Below are 18,608 nucleotides of genomic sequence, written 5' to 3'. Positions count from 1 at the left end.
GCCCCTCAAAAATTCAATAAATGTCCGGCAAACTCAGCGATGAGCGGCTAAAGGCACCACATTGTTGGGCTGCTTGGCGGTGGTCGCGAGGAATTTCTTGATGTTACGCGCCGCCTGGCGGATCCGGTGCTCGTTCTCGACCAGGGCCACGCGCACATAGTCGTCGCCATGCTCGCCGAAGCCGATGCCCGGCGCCACCGCGACATCCGCATGTTCGATGAGCAGCTTGGAGAATTCGAGCGAGCCGAGATGGCGGAACTGTTCCGGGATGGGAGCCCAGGCGAACATCGAGGCGGCCGGCGCGGGAATGGTCCAGCCGGCGCGGCTGAAGGAATCGACCATCACGTCGCGGCGCTTGTGGTAGACCTCGCGCACCTCCTCGATATCGGCGCCGTCGCCGTTCAGCGCGTACGCCGCCGCCACCTGGATCGGCGTGAAGGCGCCGTAGTCGAGGTAGGACTTCACCCGCGTCAGCGCCGAAATCAGCCGCTCGTTGCCGACCGCGAAGCCCATGCGCCATCCAGGCATGGAGAAGGTCTTCGACATCGAGGTAAACTCGACGCAGACATCCATCGCGCCCGGCACCTGCAGCACCGAAGGCGGCGGGTTGCCGTCGAAATAGATCTCCGAATAGGCGAGATCCGACAGGATGATGATGTCGTTCTTCTTCGCGAAGGCGACCACGTCCTTGTAGAAATCGAGCGAGGCGACCAGCGCCGTCGGGTTCGACGGATAGTTGAGGATCAGCGCCAGCGGTTTCGGAATCGAGTGGCGGATGCCCCGCTCCACCGCCGGGATGAAGCCGTCATCGGGCTCGACCTGCAGCGAGCGGATGACGCCGCCCGACATGATGAAGCCGAAGGCATGGATCGGATAGGTCGGATTGGGGCACAAGACCACGTCGCCGGGCGCGGTGATCGCCTGCGCCATGTTGGCGAAACCCTCCTTCGAGCCGAGCGTCGCCACCACTTGCGTGTCGGGGTTGAGCTTCACGCCGAAGCGGCGGGCATAGTAATTGGCTTGCGCGCGCCGCAGGCCCGGAATGCCGCGCGAGGAGGAATAACGATGTGTGCGCGGATCGCGCACCACTTCGCACAACTTGTCGACGATGGCCTTCGGCGTCGGCAGGTCCGGATTGCCCATGCCAAGGTCGATGATGTCAGCGCCGCGCGAGCGGGCGCTGGCCTTCAGCCGGTTGACCTGCTCGAACACGTAAGGCGGAAGCCGGCGGACCTTGTGAAATTCTTCCATTTCAGTTCCAGACGATCGATGGGGGCGCTTATGGCGCGCGATATAGACCTAATTGCAGTTAGGGTCGAGGGTCGGGTCGCATTTGCCCTCGATCTGCTTCAGCGTGTCGTCGCCATGCGTCTTGGCAAGCGTCTTGAGTGCCGCCGAATTCGCCGGCGCCTTGACGCTGCCGCCCTTGGCAAGCTGCGCCTGCTGCTCGGCCTTGAGCCGGGCGAGGTTCGCTGCGGTCTCCTCCTTGGTGAGCTGCTTGGCGGCCACCTGCGGCGGGATGTTGAGGTTGGGGTAGGAGCCGGTGTCCTTGGGGCCGTCGGTCAAGGCCGTCGGCGCCGCGTTGTTTGGGCTGGTGCTGGTGCAGCCGCCGGCGGGCAACAGCACACCTACCAACCCCGCCACCATCGCCATGCGGCAAATCGAACCCGGCCTGAGAAAAAAAGTCCCGCCAACATTAATCGTCATATTGTTTTCCTGGCAGCCGGGTTACAGCGAATTGGACCCGGTCAGATGTCCCATGGTAATATGTCAAGAAAACGCTCCGGGAGGAACCCCGCGCACCATGTCCAAAGCTCCCGATTCGGACAAAGCGGAAAATGGCGAACCTTCGGCCATCGAGCAATATCTGGTGAAGGACCCCGAGCGTTTCGCCTTGAACATGGCGCGCATGATCGAGCAGGCCGGCAAGGCGGCTTCCGCCTGGACCGAACCGCGCGAGAAGGGTGAGGTGCGCGATCATGTCGCCGAACCGGTGGTCGACATGGTCAAGACCTTCTCGAAGCTGTCGGAGTACTGGCTGGGCGACCCGCAGCGCGCGCTCGAAGCGCAGACGCGGCTCTTCGCCGGCTATATGACGGTCTGGGCGAACGCCATCCAGAAGGTCAATCCCAACGCCGAGGCGCCGCAGGATGCGGTTCAGCCCGAGCGCGGCGACAAGCGCTTCCAGGACCCCGAATGGGGCCGCAACGCCTTCTTCGACTTCTTGAAGCAGGCCTATCTCGTCACCTCGCGCTGGGCGAGCGAGCTGGTCGAGCATGCCGAGGGCCTGGACGAGCACACCCGCCACAAGGCGAGCTTCTACGTCAAGCAGGTGTCGAACGCGATCGCGCCGTCGAATTTCATCCTGACCAATCCGGAGCTGTTTCGCGAAACGGTCGCCTCGAACGGCGAAAACCTGGTGCGCGGCATGAAGATGCTGGCCGAGGACATCGCCGCCGGCCGCGGCGACCTGAAGCTGCGCCAGGCCGACTACACGCCTTTCGAAATCGGCAAGAACATCGCCACCACGCCCGGCAAGGTCATCGGCCGCAGCGATGTCGCAGAGATCATCCAATATGATCCGGTGACGGAGACGGTGCTGAAACGGCCGCTGCTGATCTGCCCGCCATGGATCAACAAGTTCTATATCCTCGACCTCAACCCGCAAAAGTCCTTCATCCGCTGGGCGATCGAGCAGGGCCACACGGTCTTCGTCATCTCCTGGATCAACCCCGACGAGCGCCACGGCGCCAAGGGCTGGGAGGCCTATATCCGCGAAGGCCTGCAATTCGGCCTCGATATGGTGGAGAAGGCGACCGGCGAAAAAGAGGTCAACGCCATCGGCTACTGCGTCGGCGGCACGCTTCTGGCGGCTGCGCTGGCGCTGTTGGCGCAAGAAGGCGACCACCGCATCAAATCGGCGACCTTCTTCACCACCCAGGTCGACTTCACCTATGCCGGCGACCTCAAGGTGTTCGTCGACGAGGACCAGGTCGCCGCCGTCGAGCGCTCGATGAGCGAGAAGGGCTATCTTGAAGGCACCAAGATGGCGACCGCCTTCAACATGCTGCGCTCGGGCGACCTGATCTGGCCCTATGTCATCAACAACTACATGCGCGGCAAGGAGCCCCTGCCCTTCGACCTGCTTTACTGGAATGCCGATTCCACGCGCATGGCGGCGGCCAACCACTCCTTCTACCTGCGCAACTGCTATCTCGAGAACAATCTTTCGCGCGGCACGATGGAACTTGCCGGCCGCACCGTCTCGCTGGCCGACATTACGATACCGGTTTACAACCTGGCGACGAAAGAAGACCACATAGCGCCGGCGCTTTCGGTGTTCCGGGGATCGCAGTTTTTCGGCGGCGACGTCGAATATGTGATGGCGGGTTCCGGCCACATCGCCGGCGTGGTCAACCCGCCGGCGGCCAAGAAATACCAGTACTGGACCGGCGGCAAGCCGGTGGGCGATTTCAACGCGTGGCTTGCGGCCGCGCACGAGCATCAAGGCTCATGGTGGACGCACTGGCAGCACTGGATCGAGAACCAGGACAACATCCGCGTACCCGCCCGCAAACCCGGCAAGCGTATGAAAACTTTGGGAGATGCGCCGGGCACCTATGTCAAGGTGCGTGTGTAACGGACTGTAATGTCTGGTGAGTTGACGGACCGCCAAAACAGGGCGAAATGGTGGCGTCAATCGTTCGGCGGCCTCAAATCACCTTCCGACGCAGATTAACTCCGAGGCTTGCAGATTCGACACATATCCCGTTCCGGTTGGGAACAGGAGGGTTATCGCGGCGCGGTGCTGGAGTGGCGCGGCGATGACGGACCGACCGGATGCCGAGGGGGAATTTATTTTGAAATCAGCAGGTTGGCGTCTCGCACGAGGAGAAAGCCGCAGCATTGCGGCAGCGCTTTTCTCCGTGCTTCTGGCCTCCTGCACCTCGACCGGCGACCCGACGATGTCGGTCGTTTCGCCCGCTTACAATTCAACCGCCACTGAAATGAGCGCGACAACCGGCGCCAAGACCGCAACCGCGGCCGATTCGTCGCTGCAGGCGTCGGCGCCGGCCGAAGCGGCATCGACCGTGATGAGCGAGGGCGATACGCCTTTGCCCGAGAAGGTCGCCTATGTGCCGGAGACGCGGCCGCAAGCCACCTTCCCGGCCGTCGCCGTGCCGGCGGACTCCGCCGCGATTGCCGGCAGCACGCCGCAACCGCTGGTTCAGCAGGCGCAGACGGCGGAACAGACGCAAACCGTCGCCCAGCAGGTCGCCGCCGGCGATGCCGCTGCCATTGCCTCAAAGGCGCAGGCTACCACGCAGGCCATGAGCAACGGCGTCTATGTAACCGCGGGCGAGCCCGCGCAGCCGCAGATCGCCGCGCCGAAGAAGAGCCTGTTCGCCTCGCTGTTCAGCACCACGCCGGCTTCGGCAGCACCCGCTCCCCTGATCAACAATGCGCGATCGGGCGAGCAGTCCGCCGCGCAGGCCAAGACCACGCCGCCGCCGGCCAAGCCGATCGTGACGCTGGCCTCGGCGACATCGGGCGATAAGCCGGTGCAGCTCGCGTCGATCGACAATCCGGCCAATCACATCACCGGCGCCGATGCCCTGCCCGGCGTGCGCCAGACCGCGCTGTTTGAGATCAAGCGCAAGTCCGGCATCGACGACGAGAGCGACGTCGACCTCAACGAGGATGAGGGCGGCTCGTACCAAGTGGCGTCGGCCGCCGGCATGGCCAGGCTCGCGCCCAACGGCCTTCTGAAACAGAACGAAAGCGTCGACGTCGCCTGCCTCAAGCCTTCGCTGGTGCGGGTGCTGAAGACGATCGAGGGCCATTTCGGCCGCAAGATGGTCGTCACCTCCGGCTACCGCGATCCCTCGCGCAACCGCCGTGCTAACGGCGCCAAGAACTCGCTGCACATGTACTGCGCCGCCGCCGACATCCAGGTGCCTGGCGTGTCGAAGTGGGAGTTGGCGAACTATGTCCGCTCGATGCCCGGCCGCGGCGGCGTCGGCACCTATTGCCACACCGAATCCGTCCATATCGACGTCGGCCCCGAGCGCGATTGGAACTGGCGCTGCCGTCGCCGCAGCGGCGGTGGTGAGGACGGCTGAGCCCGCCTGCCCTTCGTCCGCCCAAGCGTTTTTTCGTCAAACCCAAGCGTTTAACAGCGTTGTGAAAAAAGTTGTCGCATGTGGCTGCGAATGGGTTGCCGGTTGGCAACAACGCAATTATAAGCCGCTTCGTCTGAGCGCGCCCATCGTCTAGCGGTTAGGACACCGCCCTTTCACGGCGGTAACAGGGGTTCGATTCCCCTTGGGCGTACCAGGCTTTCAAGAACTTAGCTCGCTTCTGGCCAAACCTCTCCATTTTCTGGCCAATAGAAATCCGAATCGACGCCAAGGAACTGATCGCGGGGGCGACAGCGACAAAGATCGGTACGTCAAATTCGATCGTCGAGTCGATCCGGCAGGCATGCTTCCCTCATATTTTAGCAAAATCTGAAACAAAGCGATTTCGCCCGCGTTGAAAGCTCCACAAAGGAGCTTCGGCGATGGACCCGGCAACTGCGGCAGTGATGGTTTTGCTTTCGTGCAGCCCGGGCGACGCGTCCATCTGCAAACCGGCTAGGACGGCGCCTCGAGTGTTCGCCTCCCTCAACGAATGTCGTACCTCGTTGACAGCTGAACTCGCGGGCGCTCCCAGCGGAAGAATGATCGGCCGATGCCAGGTCGTCGATCCGGCTGCCACAGGCTCCCTGCCAGCCGGCTATACAACAGTTACGGTTACGCACGGCGGCAGCTCCGTCAGGTATATTGTTCCGCACAAAGAATAGCCCGCCACCAGCGCCAGCGGACCATCGACTGTCCAAAGACAACTTATCAGCAGCCCAGTTGCCTCCGAAAATGTTGCCCACCCACCAGGGCGAAACCCGTGATGTGATCGATTACGGTAGAGGTCGCCGTAAGGGCTTGGCCAAGACATTGGCGGGCGCCTTCAAATCGGTGCTCAACGACTTTGCCTTTTCGGTGTAGAGTTCTGCCTCCCCATGGAGGCGCGGATGAACCTGCTTCGGACAGCTCTCTTATGCGCGGTAATGACCAGCCTGGCCGGGCTGCAGCCCGTCCTCGCCGAGGATCAGCCCGTCCAGTCAAACGACGACGCAGCGCAACAGCAGCCGCCCGTTCACTGTGAGGGACAGAATTGCCTGCCGCCGAAGAATGATCCCGCCTTGAAGTGCAAGGGGCAGGATTGCACGCTGGCTCCAACGACCGACCAGCCGGCAGGCCCGGAGATCAAGAAGGTCAAGTGAGAGGCGGTGGATACGCTGTGGCGCGAACAGCAGGCCACCCGCGCTAAGTCGCGTTGACACTCAGAAAGACAGGCACCCAGCAGAGAGCGGCAAGCGCCGATCAATCCGGAACCATTGGCGCCGGCTCCTCGCACCGATGAACCATGCACCGGCCATCGCTGGCCGGAACATAGTCGACCATCGGCACGTAGGGAGCATCGCACTCATTGCCGAATTGGCGGACATAACGATCATAGGTGCTCGGTCCGGTGCTCAGCACCGCCGCATGCTGGCTCTCGATCAGCGCCTGAGTCTGCGCGCACGTCATCTTGCGCGTGTCGGGCCGAGCGTCGGCGAAATGTGTGGCAGCAACGACCATCGCCGCCGCGCAGAACGCAATCTTGCCTATGCACATGGTGGCATCCTCGCAAAACATCGGATCGGCAAATTCGCATCCGGCGACGCCGTTCCGCAACGCTCGCGCTATCACGATGCAGCGAGCGAGGCCGTCATTGGTACACAAAGATGTCCATGACGAGTCGAGGGCAATCGCGGCCCAGTGCCGCGCCTGATATCGTGGGGCCAGTAAGACGAACACCCATCGGACTGGGCGAACGATGTCTATCCGCTTGTTGACAGCCCGAGCAAATCTCCGTGAGCGATGGCCGCAAGCAATATCCCACTATATAACAGCGTCGTTGAGGTAATGAGATGTCAGGCGCCTACGATCTCGGAACCAATCTGGTCCGCCGTATCTATGAAAAACGCATAGATGCACCCGCCATTCTTGATGCCGGCACGCATTTTCCCAATGCCGCGAAGTTCACCGCCGCCTGGCAAGATATCCGTGACGAGGCGCTGGCGGCGAAGCTGAACAAGGCGCCGCGCTTCCACGACATCATGCCGGAGCAGGCCGATATCTCGGCCAATGACGGTCTCGACTGGCGCATGTTCGTGCTCAAGGCCTATGACATGACGATCCCGGCGAACCTCGCAAGGATGCCGGTCCTGAGCCGGCTGCTTTCGGAGTGCCCCGAGGTCAAATCGGCCGCCGTCTCGTTCCTCGCCCCGCGCAAGCATATCCCGCCGCATCGCGGACCCTTTCGCGGCATCATGCGGTTCCATCTCGGCCTGGTCATCCCGAAACAGCCGGACGGCCGTCCGGCAACGATCATGATGATCAATCACGAGGAAAGGCGCATCGCCGACGGCGAATGCATGCTCTGGGACGACACGTTCGAGCACGAAGTGATGAACAACTCGGATCAGCCCCGCGTCGCTCTCCTGCTCGACGTATGGCGTCCGCAAATGCCGCTGGATATGGAAATCCTGTCGCGCGTGATCGTGCGCGGCGTGCAGGTGGGAATGCGCTATCGGGGCGTTTCGTTCGGCGGCTGAAAGCTGCGATCACGCTTTAAGCGCGCGCCTCGCGATACGTCCCTGCCCTGCTGCCAAGCTTGCCGGGGAACATCGCGTCCTTCGCCAGCAATCCGCTGACGCGGCAGAAGGCCGCGAATGCGCGGCAGGCTTCCTCGGCGCTGGCCACGTCGACCGTCGCGCCGAAGCAGGCGTTGAACGCGGCTTCGTAGACCTTGCCCTGCCGGCGCTTCGGCCAATCCTGCAGGAAATCGAGCGCCTGCTCGACGCTGTAGATTTCCTCGACCGGCAGGCCTGGCGCGGGCGTGATGCGCACCGGCACCTCGAATTGCAGTCTGTCCATTCCCTGTCTCCCGAGCTGGCGTAGCCGGGGCAACGCCGTTCGTTCTGAAAAGTTGCTTTTGGTGGCCTTCTGACTCGCAAATGTGACCTCAGTGCGATGAAGAATCGGTTCGCCGGTGCGGCGGATCGGCATCGGGCCGGAGGCAGCATGCGCGCTCGCATGCTGCCTGGTTGCCGACGCCGGGACAATCCTGTTCGACGAGCCGCTCGCCAATCTCGACATGCATCTGCGCGCAGCGATAGTCGATCGCTTCCGATATCCCATCGCCGCATGCCCTTGCCGCTACTGGTTGGCGGGGTCCGTCTCCGCGTCATAGGCCATGCGGGTAACCACCATCAGCAGATAGATGGACGGCAGCGCGAAGATGGCGGCGAGCACGATCGCCGCCGTCCCGTCCATGCGCAGCGTGGCGGCAACGGCCCAATAGACGGTGCCGATGCAGATTACCGCCTGAACCGCCAGAAACGAGGCAGCGGCAGCGACGCGGGTGAGTGTCTTGAACGTCTTGATGCGTTGCATTGAAGAAATCCGAATTGACGCGCACGCGGCCGGCGGACGGCCAGCGGCCGTCGCCGGGTCGCGACGCGAAAGAATGTTTTGATTTGAACGCCGTGCTTTGCGGCTAAGGCTTTACGCGGCAGGCGGCGCGCGTGGCTGGTTGGTGCGCGCCGGCGTCGCCGTTCCCGCCGCGGGCGTGACGCCCATCTCGGCCGGCAACGCCTGGCCGATAACCTGCAAATCGGCTGCGGGCGCAAGCGCGCCGGGATTGCCGTTGACGAGCTTTGTCGGAAGCGGCCGGCTGGCCCGGACTTCAAGCGCCTGCGTCTTGCCGGTGGTTCTGAGTAGCGCGATCGCGTCGCCCTGACGGGCAGCACTGATGCTGGAGCCGCCTGAGAGCGAGAACGTCGATGCAGAGATTCCGGCCTGAGCAAAGCTCAGCAGCGCGAACATCAGCAGCGCCATCAGGCCCGCAAAAGCGGTCCTGACCGGCAGCAGCATCGATCTTTCGCGTTCAGGCGCCGTCAAGTCGGTCTCCGGGTACCAAGACCCGACCTAGCCCATGGAATGGCCGAAGGAAAGCCGCGATGGAGGCCGCAATCGCACTTCGTCCTTGAACCTTGCGGCTTCCGGTGCCAAATCTGGGGCAAATTTTCGCATTCGGCTCCTGGGAGCCCACGCCGGCAAACGGACAAGAATGGTTACCTATCTCGACGCCTCCACCGCGCCCCTTCGAAACACCGGCCAGATCCGCCTTTATGGCGAGGACGGCTTTGCCGGCATGCGTAAAGCCTGCGATCTCACCGCGCGCTGCCTCGACGAGCTTGTACCGATGGTGAAGCCCGGCGTGACGACGGAAGCGATCGACCGCTTCGTCTTCGAATTCGGCATGGACCACGGCGCGCTGCCGGCTACGCTCAACTATCGCGGCTACACCAAATCGTCCTGCACCTCGATCAACCATGTCGTCTGCCATGGCATTCCCGACAACAAGCCGCTGAAGGAAGGCGACATTGTCAACATTGACGTCACCTACATCCTCGACGGCTGGCATGGCGATTCCTCGCGCATGTATCCGGTGGGCACGATCAAGCGCGCCGCCGAGCGCCTGCTTGAGGTGACTTACGAGTGCCTGATGCGCGGCATTGCCGCGATCAAGCCCGGCGCCCGCACCGGCGCCATCGGCGCCGCGATCCAGACCTATGCCGAGGCCGAGCGCTGCTCTGTGGTGCGCGACTTCTGCGGCCACGGCGTCGGCCAGCTTTTCCACGACGCGCCCAACATCCTGCATTACGGCACCGTCAACGAAGGCGTCGAGATGCGGCCTGGAATGATCTTTACCGTCGAGCCGATGATCAATCTCGGCAGGCCGCATGTGAAAGTGCTGTCGGACGGCTGGACAGCGGTCACGCGCGACCGCTCGCTGTCGGCACAGTACGAGCACACGATCGGCGTCACCGACACCGGCTGCGAGATCTTCACGCTGTCGCCGAAAAAGCTCGACCGCCCTGGCCTGCCGGGGTAGAGCGGTCCATCGTTTCATGGAAACGATGGTCGCTCTGTGCTCTTGTTTCACGCAATTCCGAACGGAGAACCGCTTCACACTTTTCCTGGAATTGCTTTAGGTTCAGCCAAAGCCTGAGGGGGAGCGGCGGGCATGGGCAAAGTCGAGGACGAGCGGGCGTTCTTTTCCGAAGGCTGGGTCGAGCCCGCCCAAGGCGGCGCTGAAAAAGGCCGCGGCAGCAGAAAAGCCCCATTATCACGGCCATCGCGACCGGCTGCGCGAACGCTTTGCCGCCGGCGGACCGGACGCCCTGCCCGACTATGAATTGCTCGAGCTGCTTCTGTTCCGGCTGATTCCGCGCGTCGACACCAAGCCCATTGCCAAGGCGCTTATCGCCCGCTTCGGCTCGCTGGCCGAGGTGCTCGGCGCGCCGGCATCCCTGCTTGAAGAAGTCAAAGGCATCGGACCGAACGTCGCGACCGATCTCAAGGTCGTTGCCGCGACGGCCCAGCGCATGGCGCGCGGCGAGGTGCGCGGCCGCGAAGTCCTCTCCAACTGGACGCAACTGCTCGACTACTGCCGCTCGGCCATGGCCTTCGAGGCCCGCGAGCAGTTCCGCATCCTGTTCCTCGACAAGAAGAACGGGCTGATCGCCGACGAGGTGCAGCAGACCGGCACCGTCGACCACACGCCGGTCTATCCGCGCGAGGTGGTGAAGCGCGCGCTCGAACTCTCCGCCAGCGCCGTCATCCTGGTGCACAACCACCCCACTACGACCTCTTTGATCACGCTTGATCACGCACAACTACATTGATACACAACGCTTTTCCTGCCTTGCGCACTGGGGGCGGCTCTGGCAAAGTGGGGGCGGTTTAAGGGGTAGCGAACGGCTTCCAGCTCCCGGGTGCCGCTCCCGGTTTCTCCCTTCGATCCCAGTTCCGGAGCAGGAGGGACCCGTTATGGCAAGCCTTACCGACACCGCAATCCGTCAAGCTCTGAAGCGGGTGGAATTGAACGGGAAGCAGGAAAACCTTGCCGATGGCGAAGGGCGCGGGACCGGCCGCCTCGTCCTCGTTCTCAAACTCATGCCAACGCGCGTGACCGCAGACTGGATGGCTCAGCAGTGGCGCGACGGGAAGCGAACCAAAAAAAAGATCGGTTCCTATCCCTCGACATCGCTGGCCAAAGCGCGAGAGCTCTTCAAGCGCGATTTTGCGGATGTCATTCAAAGGGGTCGAAGCATCAAGATCGCGGGCGACACGCGGCCTGGCACCGTGGCCGACCTGTTCGAAGGCTACGTCGCTGCGCTGAAGGCCGCGGGAAAGCCCTCCTGGCGGGAAACAGAAAAGGGCCTCAACAAGATCGCGGAGACGTTGGGTCGAAACCGCCCTGCCCGCGAGATTGAACCCGATGAGATCGTCGAACTGATACGCCCAATATACGAGCGCGGCGCGCGTTCCATGGCCGATCACATTCGCAGCTACCTTCGTGCCGCCTACGGCTGGGGCATGAAATCGGAACATGACTACCGACACTCGTCTCCGCGCCGCTTTCGAATTCCGTTCAATCCCGCGACGGGCATCCCAACCGAGCCGAAGGTGCAAGGCACTCGCTGGTTGGACGAAGACGAATTCTTTCAGCTTTACCGTTGGCTTGAATGTCCGGACACACCGGTTCATCCTTCCTATCCGCGCGCAGTCCAACTGATCATGTTGACCGGTCAGCGGGTGGAAGAGATCGCGCGCCTCCACGTCGATCAGTGGGACGCAGCGGAGAAGATCATCGACTGGTCGAAGACCAAGAATCTACAGCCGCACGCCGTCCCGGTGCCATCGATCGCTGCCGAGCTGATCGAGTCCATCAAGCCGAATGAGTTCGGTTGGTATTTCCCGTCCGCTAAATATCCGTCCAAGCCGGTCAGCCACGGTACGCTTTACAGCTTCGTTTGGCGGCAGCGCGATCGCGGGGTCATCCCCTATGCAACGAACCGCGATCTACGCCGCACGTTCAAGACCCTCGCCGGCAAGGCCGGCGTCTCGAAGGAGATCCGTGACCGCATCCAGAACCATGCGCTTCAAGACGTCAGCTCCAAGAACTACGATCGATGGAACTACATGCCCGAGAAACGGGCTGGCATGAAGATATGGGACACGTTCGTTCGCGCGCTTCTCGCTAGCCGACGCCTGGAGAAAAGTCGCGTGACGGGCGCGGCCGGATCCGTCCGCGCGGACGCGCACGCCACGTGGCGGATAGGAAGCCAAGAAACAGCCCGCGGTGAATAGGAGCGCATCCGCGCGAACCATTGGCATCGACCTGGAGAACCGCTTCACTCCTAGTCGGCGGACCTCAAGCCGTGGATCGCGAAGCACGTTGTAACTCGACGCACTGCGCTATTCTGGCAACCAGAAACCTTCGCGAGCGGAGAGCAAAATGCCAGCACCTTACGGATCTAACTGACTGTGGTCTCGTTTATTAGGTGCAGATACCGATCTGAAAAATATGGATAAAGTTCCCCATCGAATGCTTGTTGCAGAGTTCGAAAGTCTAACTTTTTGACGAAATTCCCGCTGTCGTCTTGATGGAGGACAACGCTATCAGGGTACAGCCATTCCGCCTCAATCATACCAACATCCTTCAGCACCGGAAGGCAGATTTCGGTCGCGGAGGGAAAGTTGACAATATTTACAATTTTCAATCCGAGAGCTGCAGCGATATGCAGTGGTCCAGAGGTTATTCCTAGGAAGTATTCGTAGCCTGCCATCCGGTGAATGGTCGTTTCTAGAGCGAGGCCGGTCAAGTCCAGCACGCCTAAAAGGCCTGAGCGACGGGCACCGATCTCTGCGAATACAAGGTCGCGGCGATAGAAAATGAATCTTTGCAACGCCCGGAAGGTGGTCGGATAGATTTCCCGCGCTCGGGGATGGATGTTTTTCCGTTGCCACTCAACCCATGAACCAGGCTCAAGGTGTAAAATCACCCCGCCCGGTTGTCGCTCCTTGACGGGGACTTCCAGGCAAGGACGTGGCCTCAACTCGGGCGTGAATCCGTAAGCACGGCGGAGTCGTTGAATAAAGTGGCCGTTACCAAGATCGTATTCCTGGCAGATCGAACACGCGGACACCCAAAACGGGTGCACGTCACCGCGATAGAATGGGTTGTAGCGCATAACGATAGGAAATGACGCGCTATTGTGAAAGACGCTTACGGACCGACCGGCCTGTGCTCCCGCTCTAGGCAAGTCCGTCAAAATCATCGTGTCGCCTAGACCGGTTGGTAAATTTGTTAAAGTATAGTCAGATATATCAATTTTTAACTTGGGTTTTCTGTTGGAATCCCTGCCTTTGTAAAAGCCGACGATCTCAGATTCATCGCTGTGTCTCACGGCGTCCTCTCGCAGAAACTCTGGAGACAGTTCTTTTGCAATGGTACACGAACAGCAGCTACGAGCTAGAGGCTTCGAATACGAACCCAACCGGTTGCCTTTGACCAGCGCCGTTGACGAACTGTCAAAGTGACTGCAACACTGCAAATGATGACCACATCGAGTATCAACTCGATAGCGTCAGCATTTGTGGTTTTAGGTTAATAGGCACCGATATGAAACGCGCCGCCACCGTCTCATCTGCGGATTTTGTTATGGTCGTAATGCCTTGGGCATTGACTAATCAACCGTCTGTTCAAGCTGGCCTTATTTGCGCGTTGCTTAATCAAGCTGGCATTTCGGCGCGCACGCTTTATGCAAATCTCAGCTTTGCATCTGCGCTAGAATGGTCGCGCTACGAGGAGTTCTGTGGGTTCCACAACCACGCGGCTGACTGGCTGTTCTCGGAAGCTGTGTTTGGCCCATTCACGCCTAGTGTGCCCCATGGCCCTGCGGACTTTGCCGGGTTTGCCGCTCTGTACGGAAATGATGCTGCAGGGTTCCAAAAGCTCTGTGATATGAAGTCGATAGTCGAGACATGCCTCCATGAGTGCTTGTCTGCGGTAGCTTGGAAGGATGTGCAGGTCGTTGGTTTCACAACGACGATGCTCCAGCCACTGCCAGCGCTTGCGCTTGCGAAGTTGTTGAAAACTGCTCATCCCCACCTCAAGATTTTGATGGGCGGCGCCGGATGTCAGGGCGCGATGGGAAGTGCGATGCACCGGAACTTCTGGTTTGTCGACGGCGTCGTAGATGGGGACGCTGATAATATCGTAGCGCCAGTCGTTCGCGCCCTTCTTGAAGGAAACAGCCCGCTATCGATTCCAGGTTTGCATTGGAGGGATCAAGTTGGATCTGTAAGCTTTACCGCGCCGAGCGCAGTGGTCGACCTGAGTTCTTATCCAGTTCCAGACTACACTGACTACTTTGAACAATCTAAGGCCGTTGGAAACCCCAATTTGCACGATGTGCGCCTTCCGTTCGAAGCGTCCCGAGGGTGTTGGTGGGGCGAGCGTCATCACTGCGCGTTTTGCGGCCTGAATGGGACAACTATGCTGCAGCGTGACAGGCCAACGGAGGCTGTGATCCACGAAGTGAGAACGCTGGCCCAACGACATGAGCCCGCGCTCTTCATATGCACCGACAACATCATCTCGCAACGTCACCTGCGAGAGCTTCCGTCAGCTCTGGTCGATGTCAACACGCCTGTGTTCTTCGAGGTGGGCGCTGCCATGTCCCGCCGGAGAATGCAGGCACTGGCGGAAGCCGGGATTAGAAGTGTACAAGTCGGAATTGAAAGCCTCTCGACTGCTGCGCTCAAGCTTATGAACAAAGGCACTTCAGCCAGTTTGAACATATGTTTCCTTAGACGCGCCCTGGAGTTTCGCATCAACGCCTACTGGAATTTGCTCTACGGATTACCTGGCGAGGACAAAGATTGGTATCGTGATATGATTGGTTTGTTTCCATCGATTCACCATTTGGCGGTGCCTGAACCAACCCGTTTTAGTCTTCAGAGATTTAGTCCGTACTTCGATCACCCCGATAGGTATGGGATAACGGTTACGGGTCCGATGCCGGCGGCTCGCTACGTCTGGAATTTACCAGACGTCGAGCTCACGGACATTGGTTATGAACTAGACTTCACATTCCAAGGTCAAGAATACGTGGATGAGATCGGAGCAAGGTTGGACGACGCCACACATGAGTGGCGGAATAAGTCAGTCCAACTACGGGTACTACCAAAGCCGGATGGCTCTGCAATAGTTTTCGATACGCGCTTGAACCGAGGAACAATCGATCGATTGACAGCGGAAGAAGCGGCGGTGTTGTCATGTGCCGAAAAACCGATTGGTCATGACGAAATCCTTCGGCGCATTCGAACCCACCTTCCTGCGCTTCATGTGCGAATGGGTGGTCAGTCAGGTGTTGAGCGCGTTTTGACTGTATTGGTCGAGCACAAGCTATTGCTTAGTATCGACCAAAGATATTTGGCCCTCCCTGTGCCACAGGGTCCATTTTGGGCGGAATAAGTGCAGGTGGTGGCCGCCTGCAACGACGCGTCTACAGGCGGTCGTCGTTATCGTTCGTCAAACCGACCGAGGCCCAGAGGTCATTGGCGAAAGCCAATTTCGCTAAGAAAAGCTATCACCCGTGCGACAACCTCTTCCCCGCTAAGCGCATCGAGAGATCCTCCGCGAGCACAAATGTGCTCGTGTACAGTAAACCTGCAACCCCATCGCTCAGGATCGGTTGGCCCAAATAGTCCTATTGCTGGCACCAGGAACAAGTCGGCGACGTGGAGCATGCTAGAGTCGACGCCAATGAATGCATCGGCACAAGCGACGAGTGCCATAGACTTCGCAAGAGGCAATCCTTCGCATGATATCACTCGGTCTCCGTGTGGAATATCATCAAAACGGTGCGAGCCTTCGCCTACAATCAGCACGATCACGTCACTGAAATAGGACAATACGGTCTCAATTAGGCCGCGAAACGACTCAATTGGCCACATCTTCACAACACTAGTTTCGCAATGAACCACGAAAGAGCGGTAGCCTTTCCACCCTCGCGCGAGTGCGATAGCGAAATCTAGCTCACACACCCCAAACCTAGGCGGCCCTGCGAATGTCTCAACTCTGAGCGAGCGATCGAAAAATGCCGCGGCTAGAAACACCTCATCGACGAAGTGCAGCCGATCGTTGTTGGCCAACGCAACCTTATGATTCGACGGCCAGCCAACGGTCCAAGCGGGCTGAAGGACATTCATCATCTCGCCCGCGTAGTCCGCCGGTTCGCCAGGGTCCACAGAAATAAGAAGGTCACACTCTTTCAAAAGCCCGGCCGTTTCGCGCGGATCTTGTAAGCGAACAATGAGTTCCGATGCAATTCCCTCAGCGTCAATGATGTTCAACGAGCACTGTGAACCAATGAAAACTGCCCTGCCACTAAGCAGTTGTGAGAGTGCCCGGAGCGTCGGTAGAGACAACAGCGTGTCACCAATTCCGTCACTATACAAAATCGCTGGCCGCGAAACTGACTTCAACCGAATGTTGGAGAGTGCTGCCATCAATAAGGTGCTTCTTGCAACAAAACACGCCTCGACGAACTGACTTGGCTCGCCCGCCGCTCCACACACTCCATAGCCATGAGAACTTGCGGCACTTCAATAGAGCTCATCGTGCCATCGCCCGTAACGTGGCAATGCACTTCCGTAAGACGAAATCCGAATTCGAACGGATTAGTTGGTCCGAAGAGGCCGACACTTGGCACTCGAAAGATGTCCGCCACATGAAGCATGCAGGAATCGACACCGAGAAACAGGTCTGCGTTAGCTACAAGCGCTGCAGAGGCATAAAACGGCAGCCCATTGCACGGAATCACCCTCGCAGCATGTCGGCCCCTGTCGAGCGAAAGATTGGAAACTCCTATTACAAAAGCATAGTAATTCGGATGACAATCAAAGAATGCGTCGATCAAAACGCCTAACTTGTCCAGGCACCACATTTTTTCTGCAAGCGTCTCTGGATGGATTGCCAAGACACGTGAACCCGATGGCAATGATCTAAACAAATTATTCGCCGCAGATTCTGCCCAATTTGGCAATGCCGGCGGACCGGAGTGTTGCGCGATTAGATCTAGCGATCCAAGTGCACGGGGTATGTCATAGGCGAGTTCAGCCGAGTGCTTCTCGAAATCAAGTTGAACATGCTCTGAAAAAGCGGCAAAGAACCCAACGGACATGGGTGGATTGACTCGAGCGAGCATTCTATCGACGGCATCGGTGTGCCACGGATTGAGAGATATCAGAAGGTCGCATGAAGTTAGGAGATCGACAACATAATCGGATGCTAGGACTTGATCACGCTGATCAAGCCCCCAGTTAATTTCATGCACCGATCGCGTGGGCAGATTGCAGAATAGTTCCGCTGCGCCAGCTCTACAGATGATTGACAATTGTCTTGGAAACAGATTGGCCACAGCACGGATCGCGGGCAGGTTGATGAAGTGATCGCCGATCCCATTTAAGAATACGAGTGAAGGACGATTTGCTCTCATGTCGCCATCAAGCCGATTGCTGATCGCATGTGCTGAAGCAACGATTTAATGTCCTCGCACCATACCGACGGATTGTCGAACTCCCGTGCCCGTGAGTAGCGATGGGGCAAGTATCCGCCTCCGCATATAGCTCGCTCGTGGCACTGCTCGCATTTAACACAGAGCGGAAACCCGACATTGATCATGCGATGCAACATAGGATTTAATTCCTGAATATTATCGAAGGTGTGCTCAACTACATTTAACTTTGTCTTTGTAATTCCCGAATAACAGACACGCAACGTATCCAGCGCCTCGATCGATCCGTCCGTCTCAACCATCACGTAGGTCTGGAGCGGGTTTCCGAAAATGTCCCCTTCGCCGTTTCCACCCATCATGGAAGCGATCAGATCCGTGAATGGCCGCACGACCACATCCGGATCGTCGTCGCGGAACCAACTATCGAACACTGGGGTAAGATAGTCAGCAACTGGAGTGCTTGACGCACTAGAATACCAGGATAGTTTGTGATCGTGCGACACATCGGGCAGAAGAAAGGTGATATTTCTCAGCCCGATATCACGAAAATGCCGGTAAATTTCTTCGCCTGACACATACGGATTCACAACGCAGAGCACGGCAGGTTCAATACCAGCGTGTCGAAGCCGCTCTAGGCCGAGAATAGCATTGCTATAAGAGCCGAGATTGGCGTGTGTGACGCGGGTCGCGTCATGAATATGGGCAGGTCCGTCAAGACTAAAGCCAACGCTGATGCCCGCCCGCGCGATTACATCGACCATTTCTTCATTGAGCCGCGTTCCATTAGTCTGCAAGGTAATTGAAGCGAGCGACCTGCCTAGCACAAGCTTAGCTCGGGCGCTAAGGGAAGCTAACCGCCCTGGTCCCACGAGGGTCGGTTCCCCGCCGTGGAAGACCAGAGCAACCTGGTGTGCGGTCCGGCGCCGACAATAGTCGCGAATCACTTCTAGGGTACGGTCGAAAACGTGATCAGTGATGAACTTGGGTTGTTCCTTCCAGGAGGAATCTTGATGATTGTACAGATAGCAATACGAACAGTTAAGGTTACACCGGCTTGCGATCTTCAGAATAACCTGATGGATCATTT

At 59.2% G+C, this 18,608-nt stretch carries 17 protein-coding genes, 1 tRNA gene and 1 pseudogene; 9 read left to right on the top strand and 10 right to left on the bottom strand.

The features are described 5' to 3' along the window. Positions 1 to 33 precede the first annotated feature (33 nt). Both LB565_RS18800 and LB565_RS18795 read right to left on the bottom strand, forming a co-directional pair. Positions 34 to 1,251: an LL-diaminopimelate aminotransferase gene (locus LB565_RS18800; RefSeq protein ID WP_224586567.1), complete on the bottom strand. Its 1,218-nt coding sequence runs from the start codon at positions 1,249 to 1,251 to the stop codon at positions 34 to 36. Positions 1,252 to 1,299: 48 nt separating this feature from the next. Further along, positions 1,300 to 1,707 carry a hypothetical protein gene (locus LB565_RS18795; RefSeq protein WP_224586565.1) on the bottom strand — a complete coding sequence of 136 codons (408 nt, stop codon included), beginning with the start codon at positions 1,705 to 1,707 and terminating at the stop codon, positions 1,300 to 1,302. Between the two features lie 97 nt (positions 1,708 to 1,804). Here LB565_RS18795 and phaC point away from each other — a divergent pair, with 97 nt between their 5' ends. From phaC to LB565_RS18775, 4 genes are all read left to right on the top strand, one after another. After that, the gene (gene phaC, locus LB565_RS18790; protein ID WP_224586563.1) at positions 1,805 to 3,640 is read left to right on the top strand and encodes a class I poly(R)-hydroxyalkanoic acid synthase; all 1,836 of its coding nucleotides are present in this window, start codon (positions 1,805 to 1,807) and stop codon (positions 3,638 to 3,640) included. A 325-nt stretch (positions 3,641 to 3,965) separates the two neighbouring features. Beyond that, positions 3,966 to 5,123 (top strand): YcbK family protein, encoded by a 1,158-nt coding sequence (locus LB565_RS18785; RefSeq protein ID WP_224586694.1) that lies wholly within the window; start codon positions 3,966 to 3,968, stop codon positions 5,121 to 5,123. 139 nt (positions 5,124 to 5,262) lie between these two features. Then, a tRNA-Glu gene (locus LB565_RS18780) sits at positions 5,263 to 5,337 on the top strand. A 733-nt stretch (positions 5,338 to 6,070) separates the two neighbouring features. After that, positions 6,071 to 6,322 (top strand): hypothetical protein, encoded by a 252-nt coding sequence (locus LB565_RS18775; protein ID WP_224586560.1) that lies wholly within the window; start codon positions 6,071 to 6,073, stop codon positions 6,320 to 6,322. A 100-nt stretch (positions 6,323 to 6,422) separates the two neighbouring features. Here LB565_RS18775 and LB565_RS18770 read toward each other — a convergent pair whose 3' ends face one another. Further along, complete coding sequence (locus LB565_RS18770; RefSeq protein ID WP_318012173.1) at positions 6,423 to 6,776, bottom strand: hypothetical protein; 354 nt, start codon at positions 6,774 to 6,776, stop codon at positions 6,423 to 6,425. A gap of 236 nt (positions 6,777 to 7,012) precedes the next feature. On the opposite strand from LB565_RS18770, the gene LB565_RS18765 reads away from it, so the two are divergent. Beyond that, on the top strand, positions 7,013 to 7,699 hold the full coding sequence (locus LB565_RS18765) for an aspartyl/asparaginyl beta-hydroxylase domain-containing protein (RefSeq protein ID WP_224586558.1): 687 nt from the start codon (positions 7,013 to 7,015) through the stop codon (positions 7,697 to 7,699). A 16-nt stretch (positions 7,700 to 7,715) separates the two neighbouring features. Here the strand turns inward: LB565_RS18765 and LB565_RS18760 are convergent, their stop codons facing one another. The 3 genes from LB565_RS18760 to LB565_RS18750 all read right to left on the bottom strand — a co-directional run bounded on the left by LB565_RS18760 (position 7,716) and on the right by LB565_RS18750 (position 9,020). Beyond that, complete coding sequence (locus LB565_RS18760; RefSeq protein ID WP_224586556.1) at positions 7,716 to 8,021, bottom strand: DUF982 domain-containing protein; 306 nt, start codon at positions 8,019 to 8,021, stop codon at positions 7,716 to 7,718. A gap of 282 nt (positions 8,022 to 8,303) precedes the next feature. Beyond that, entirely contained in the window at positions 8,304 to 8,540 is a 237-nt protein-coding gene (locus LB565_RS18755) for a hypothetical protein (protein WP_224586554.1), read from the bottom strand. Positions 8,541 to 8,651: 111 nt separating this feature from the next. Continuing rightward, positions 8,652 to 9,020: a hypothetical protein gene (locus LB565_RS18750; RefSeq protein ID WP_224586552.1), complete on the bottom strand. Its 369-nt coding sequence runs from the start codon at positions 9,018 to 9,020 to the stop codon at positions 8,652 to 8,654. 196 nt (positions 9,021 to 9,216) lie between these two features. Between LB565_RS18750 and map the strand changes: the two genes are divergently transcribed. From map to LB565_RS18735, 3 genes and pseudogenes are all read left to right on the top strand, one after another. Further along, a complete protein-coding gene (map, locus tag LB565_RS18745) occupies positions 9,217 to 10,044 on the top strand; it encodes a type I methionyl aminopeptidase (RefSeq protein WP_224586550.1) in 828 nt (275 codons plus the stop codon). Between the two features lie 199 nt (positions 10,045 to 10,243). After that, positions 10,244 to 10,795 (top strand): annotated as a pseudogene (locus tag LB565_RS18740) (JAB domain-containing protein); the annotation flags it as partial. Positions 10,796 to 10,982: 187 nt separating this feature from the next. Further along, on the top strand, positions 10,983 to 12,305 hold the full coding sequence (locus LB565_RS18735; RefSeq protein ID WP_224586548.1) for a tyrosine-type recombinase/integrase: 1,323 nt from the start codon (positions 10,983 to 10,985) through the stop codon (positions 12,303 to 12,305). Positions 12,306 to 12,472: 167 nt separating this feature from the next. On the opposite strand, the gene LB565_RS18730 is transcribed toward LB565_RS18735, so the two are convergent. Further along, positions 12,473 to 13,405: a hypothetical protein gene (locus LB565_RS18730; protein ID WP_224586546.1), complete on the bottom strand. Its 933-nt coding sequence runs from the start codon at positions 13,403 to 13,405 to the stop codon at positions 12,473 to 12,475. Between the two features lie 215 nt (positions 13,406 to 13,620). On the opposite strand from LB565_RS18730, the gene LB565_RS18725 reads away from it, so the two are divergent. Further along, on the top strand, positions 13,621 to 15,477 hold the full coding sequence (locus LB565_RS18725; RefSeq protein ID WP_224586544.1) for a RiPP maturation radical SAM C-methyltransferase: 1,857 nt from the start codon (positions 13,621 to 13,623) through the stop codon (positions 15,475 to 15,477). An 80-nt stretch (positions 15,478 to 15,557) separates the two neighbouring features. Here LB565_RS18725 and LB565_RS18720 read toward each other — a convergent pair whose 3' ends face one another. Genes LB565_RS18720 through LB565_RS18710 form a run of 3 tightly spaced genes read right to left on the bottom strand, consistent with a single transcriptional unit; the run spans position 15,558 to position 18,606 of the window. Then, positions 15,558 to 16,514, bottom strand: coding sequence for a glycosyltransferase family 9 protein (locus LB565_RS18720; protein ID WP_224586542.1), 957 nt, complete (start codon positions 16,512 to 16,514; stop codon positions 15,558 to 15,560). Next, complete coding sequence (locus LB565_RS18715; RefSeq protein WP_224586541.1) at positions 16,514 to 17,503, bottom strand: glycosyltransferase family 9 protein; 990 nt, start codon at positions 17,501 to 17,503, stop codon at positions 16,514 to 16,516. The genes LB565_RS18720 and LB565_RS18715 overlap by 1 nt, the downstream gene beginning before the upstream one ends. Beyond that, the gene (locus LB565_RS18710; RefSeq protein WP_224586538.1) at positions 17,500 to 18,606 is read right to left on the bottom strand and encodes a radical SAM protein; all 1,107 of its coding nucleotides are present in this window, start codon (positions 18,604 to 18,606) and stop codon (positions 17,500 to 17,502) included. Before LB565_RS18710 ends, LB565_RS18715 begins: the two co-directional genes overlap by 4 nt. Between the last annotated feature and the right edge of the window lie 2 nt (positions 18,607 to 18,608).

The sequence above is a fragment of the Mesorhizobium sp. CA14 genome (assembly GCF_020165195.1).
In the GTDB taxonomy this organism is placed as follows: Bacteria; Pseudomonadota; Alphaproteobacteria; order Rhizobiales; family Rhizobiaceae; genus Mesorhizobium.
This window is presented reverse-complemented; position numbering and strand designations above follow the sequence as displayed.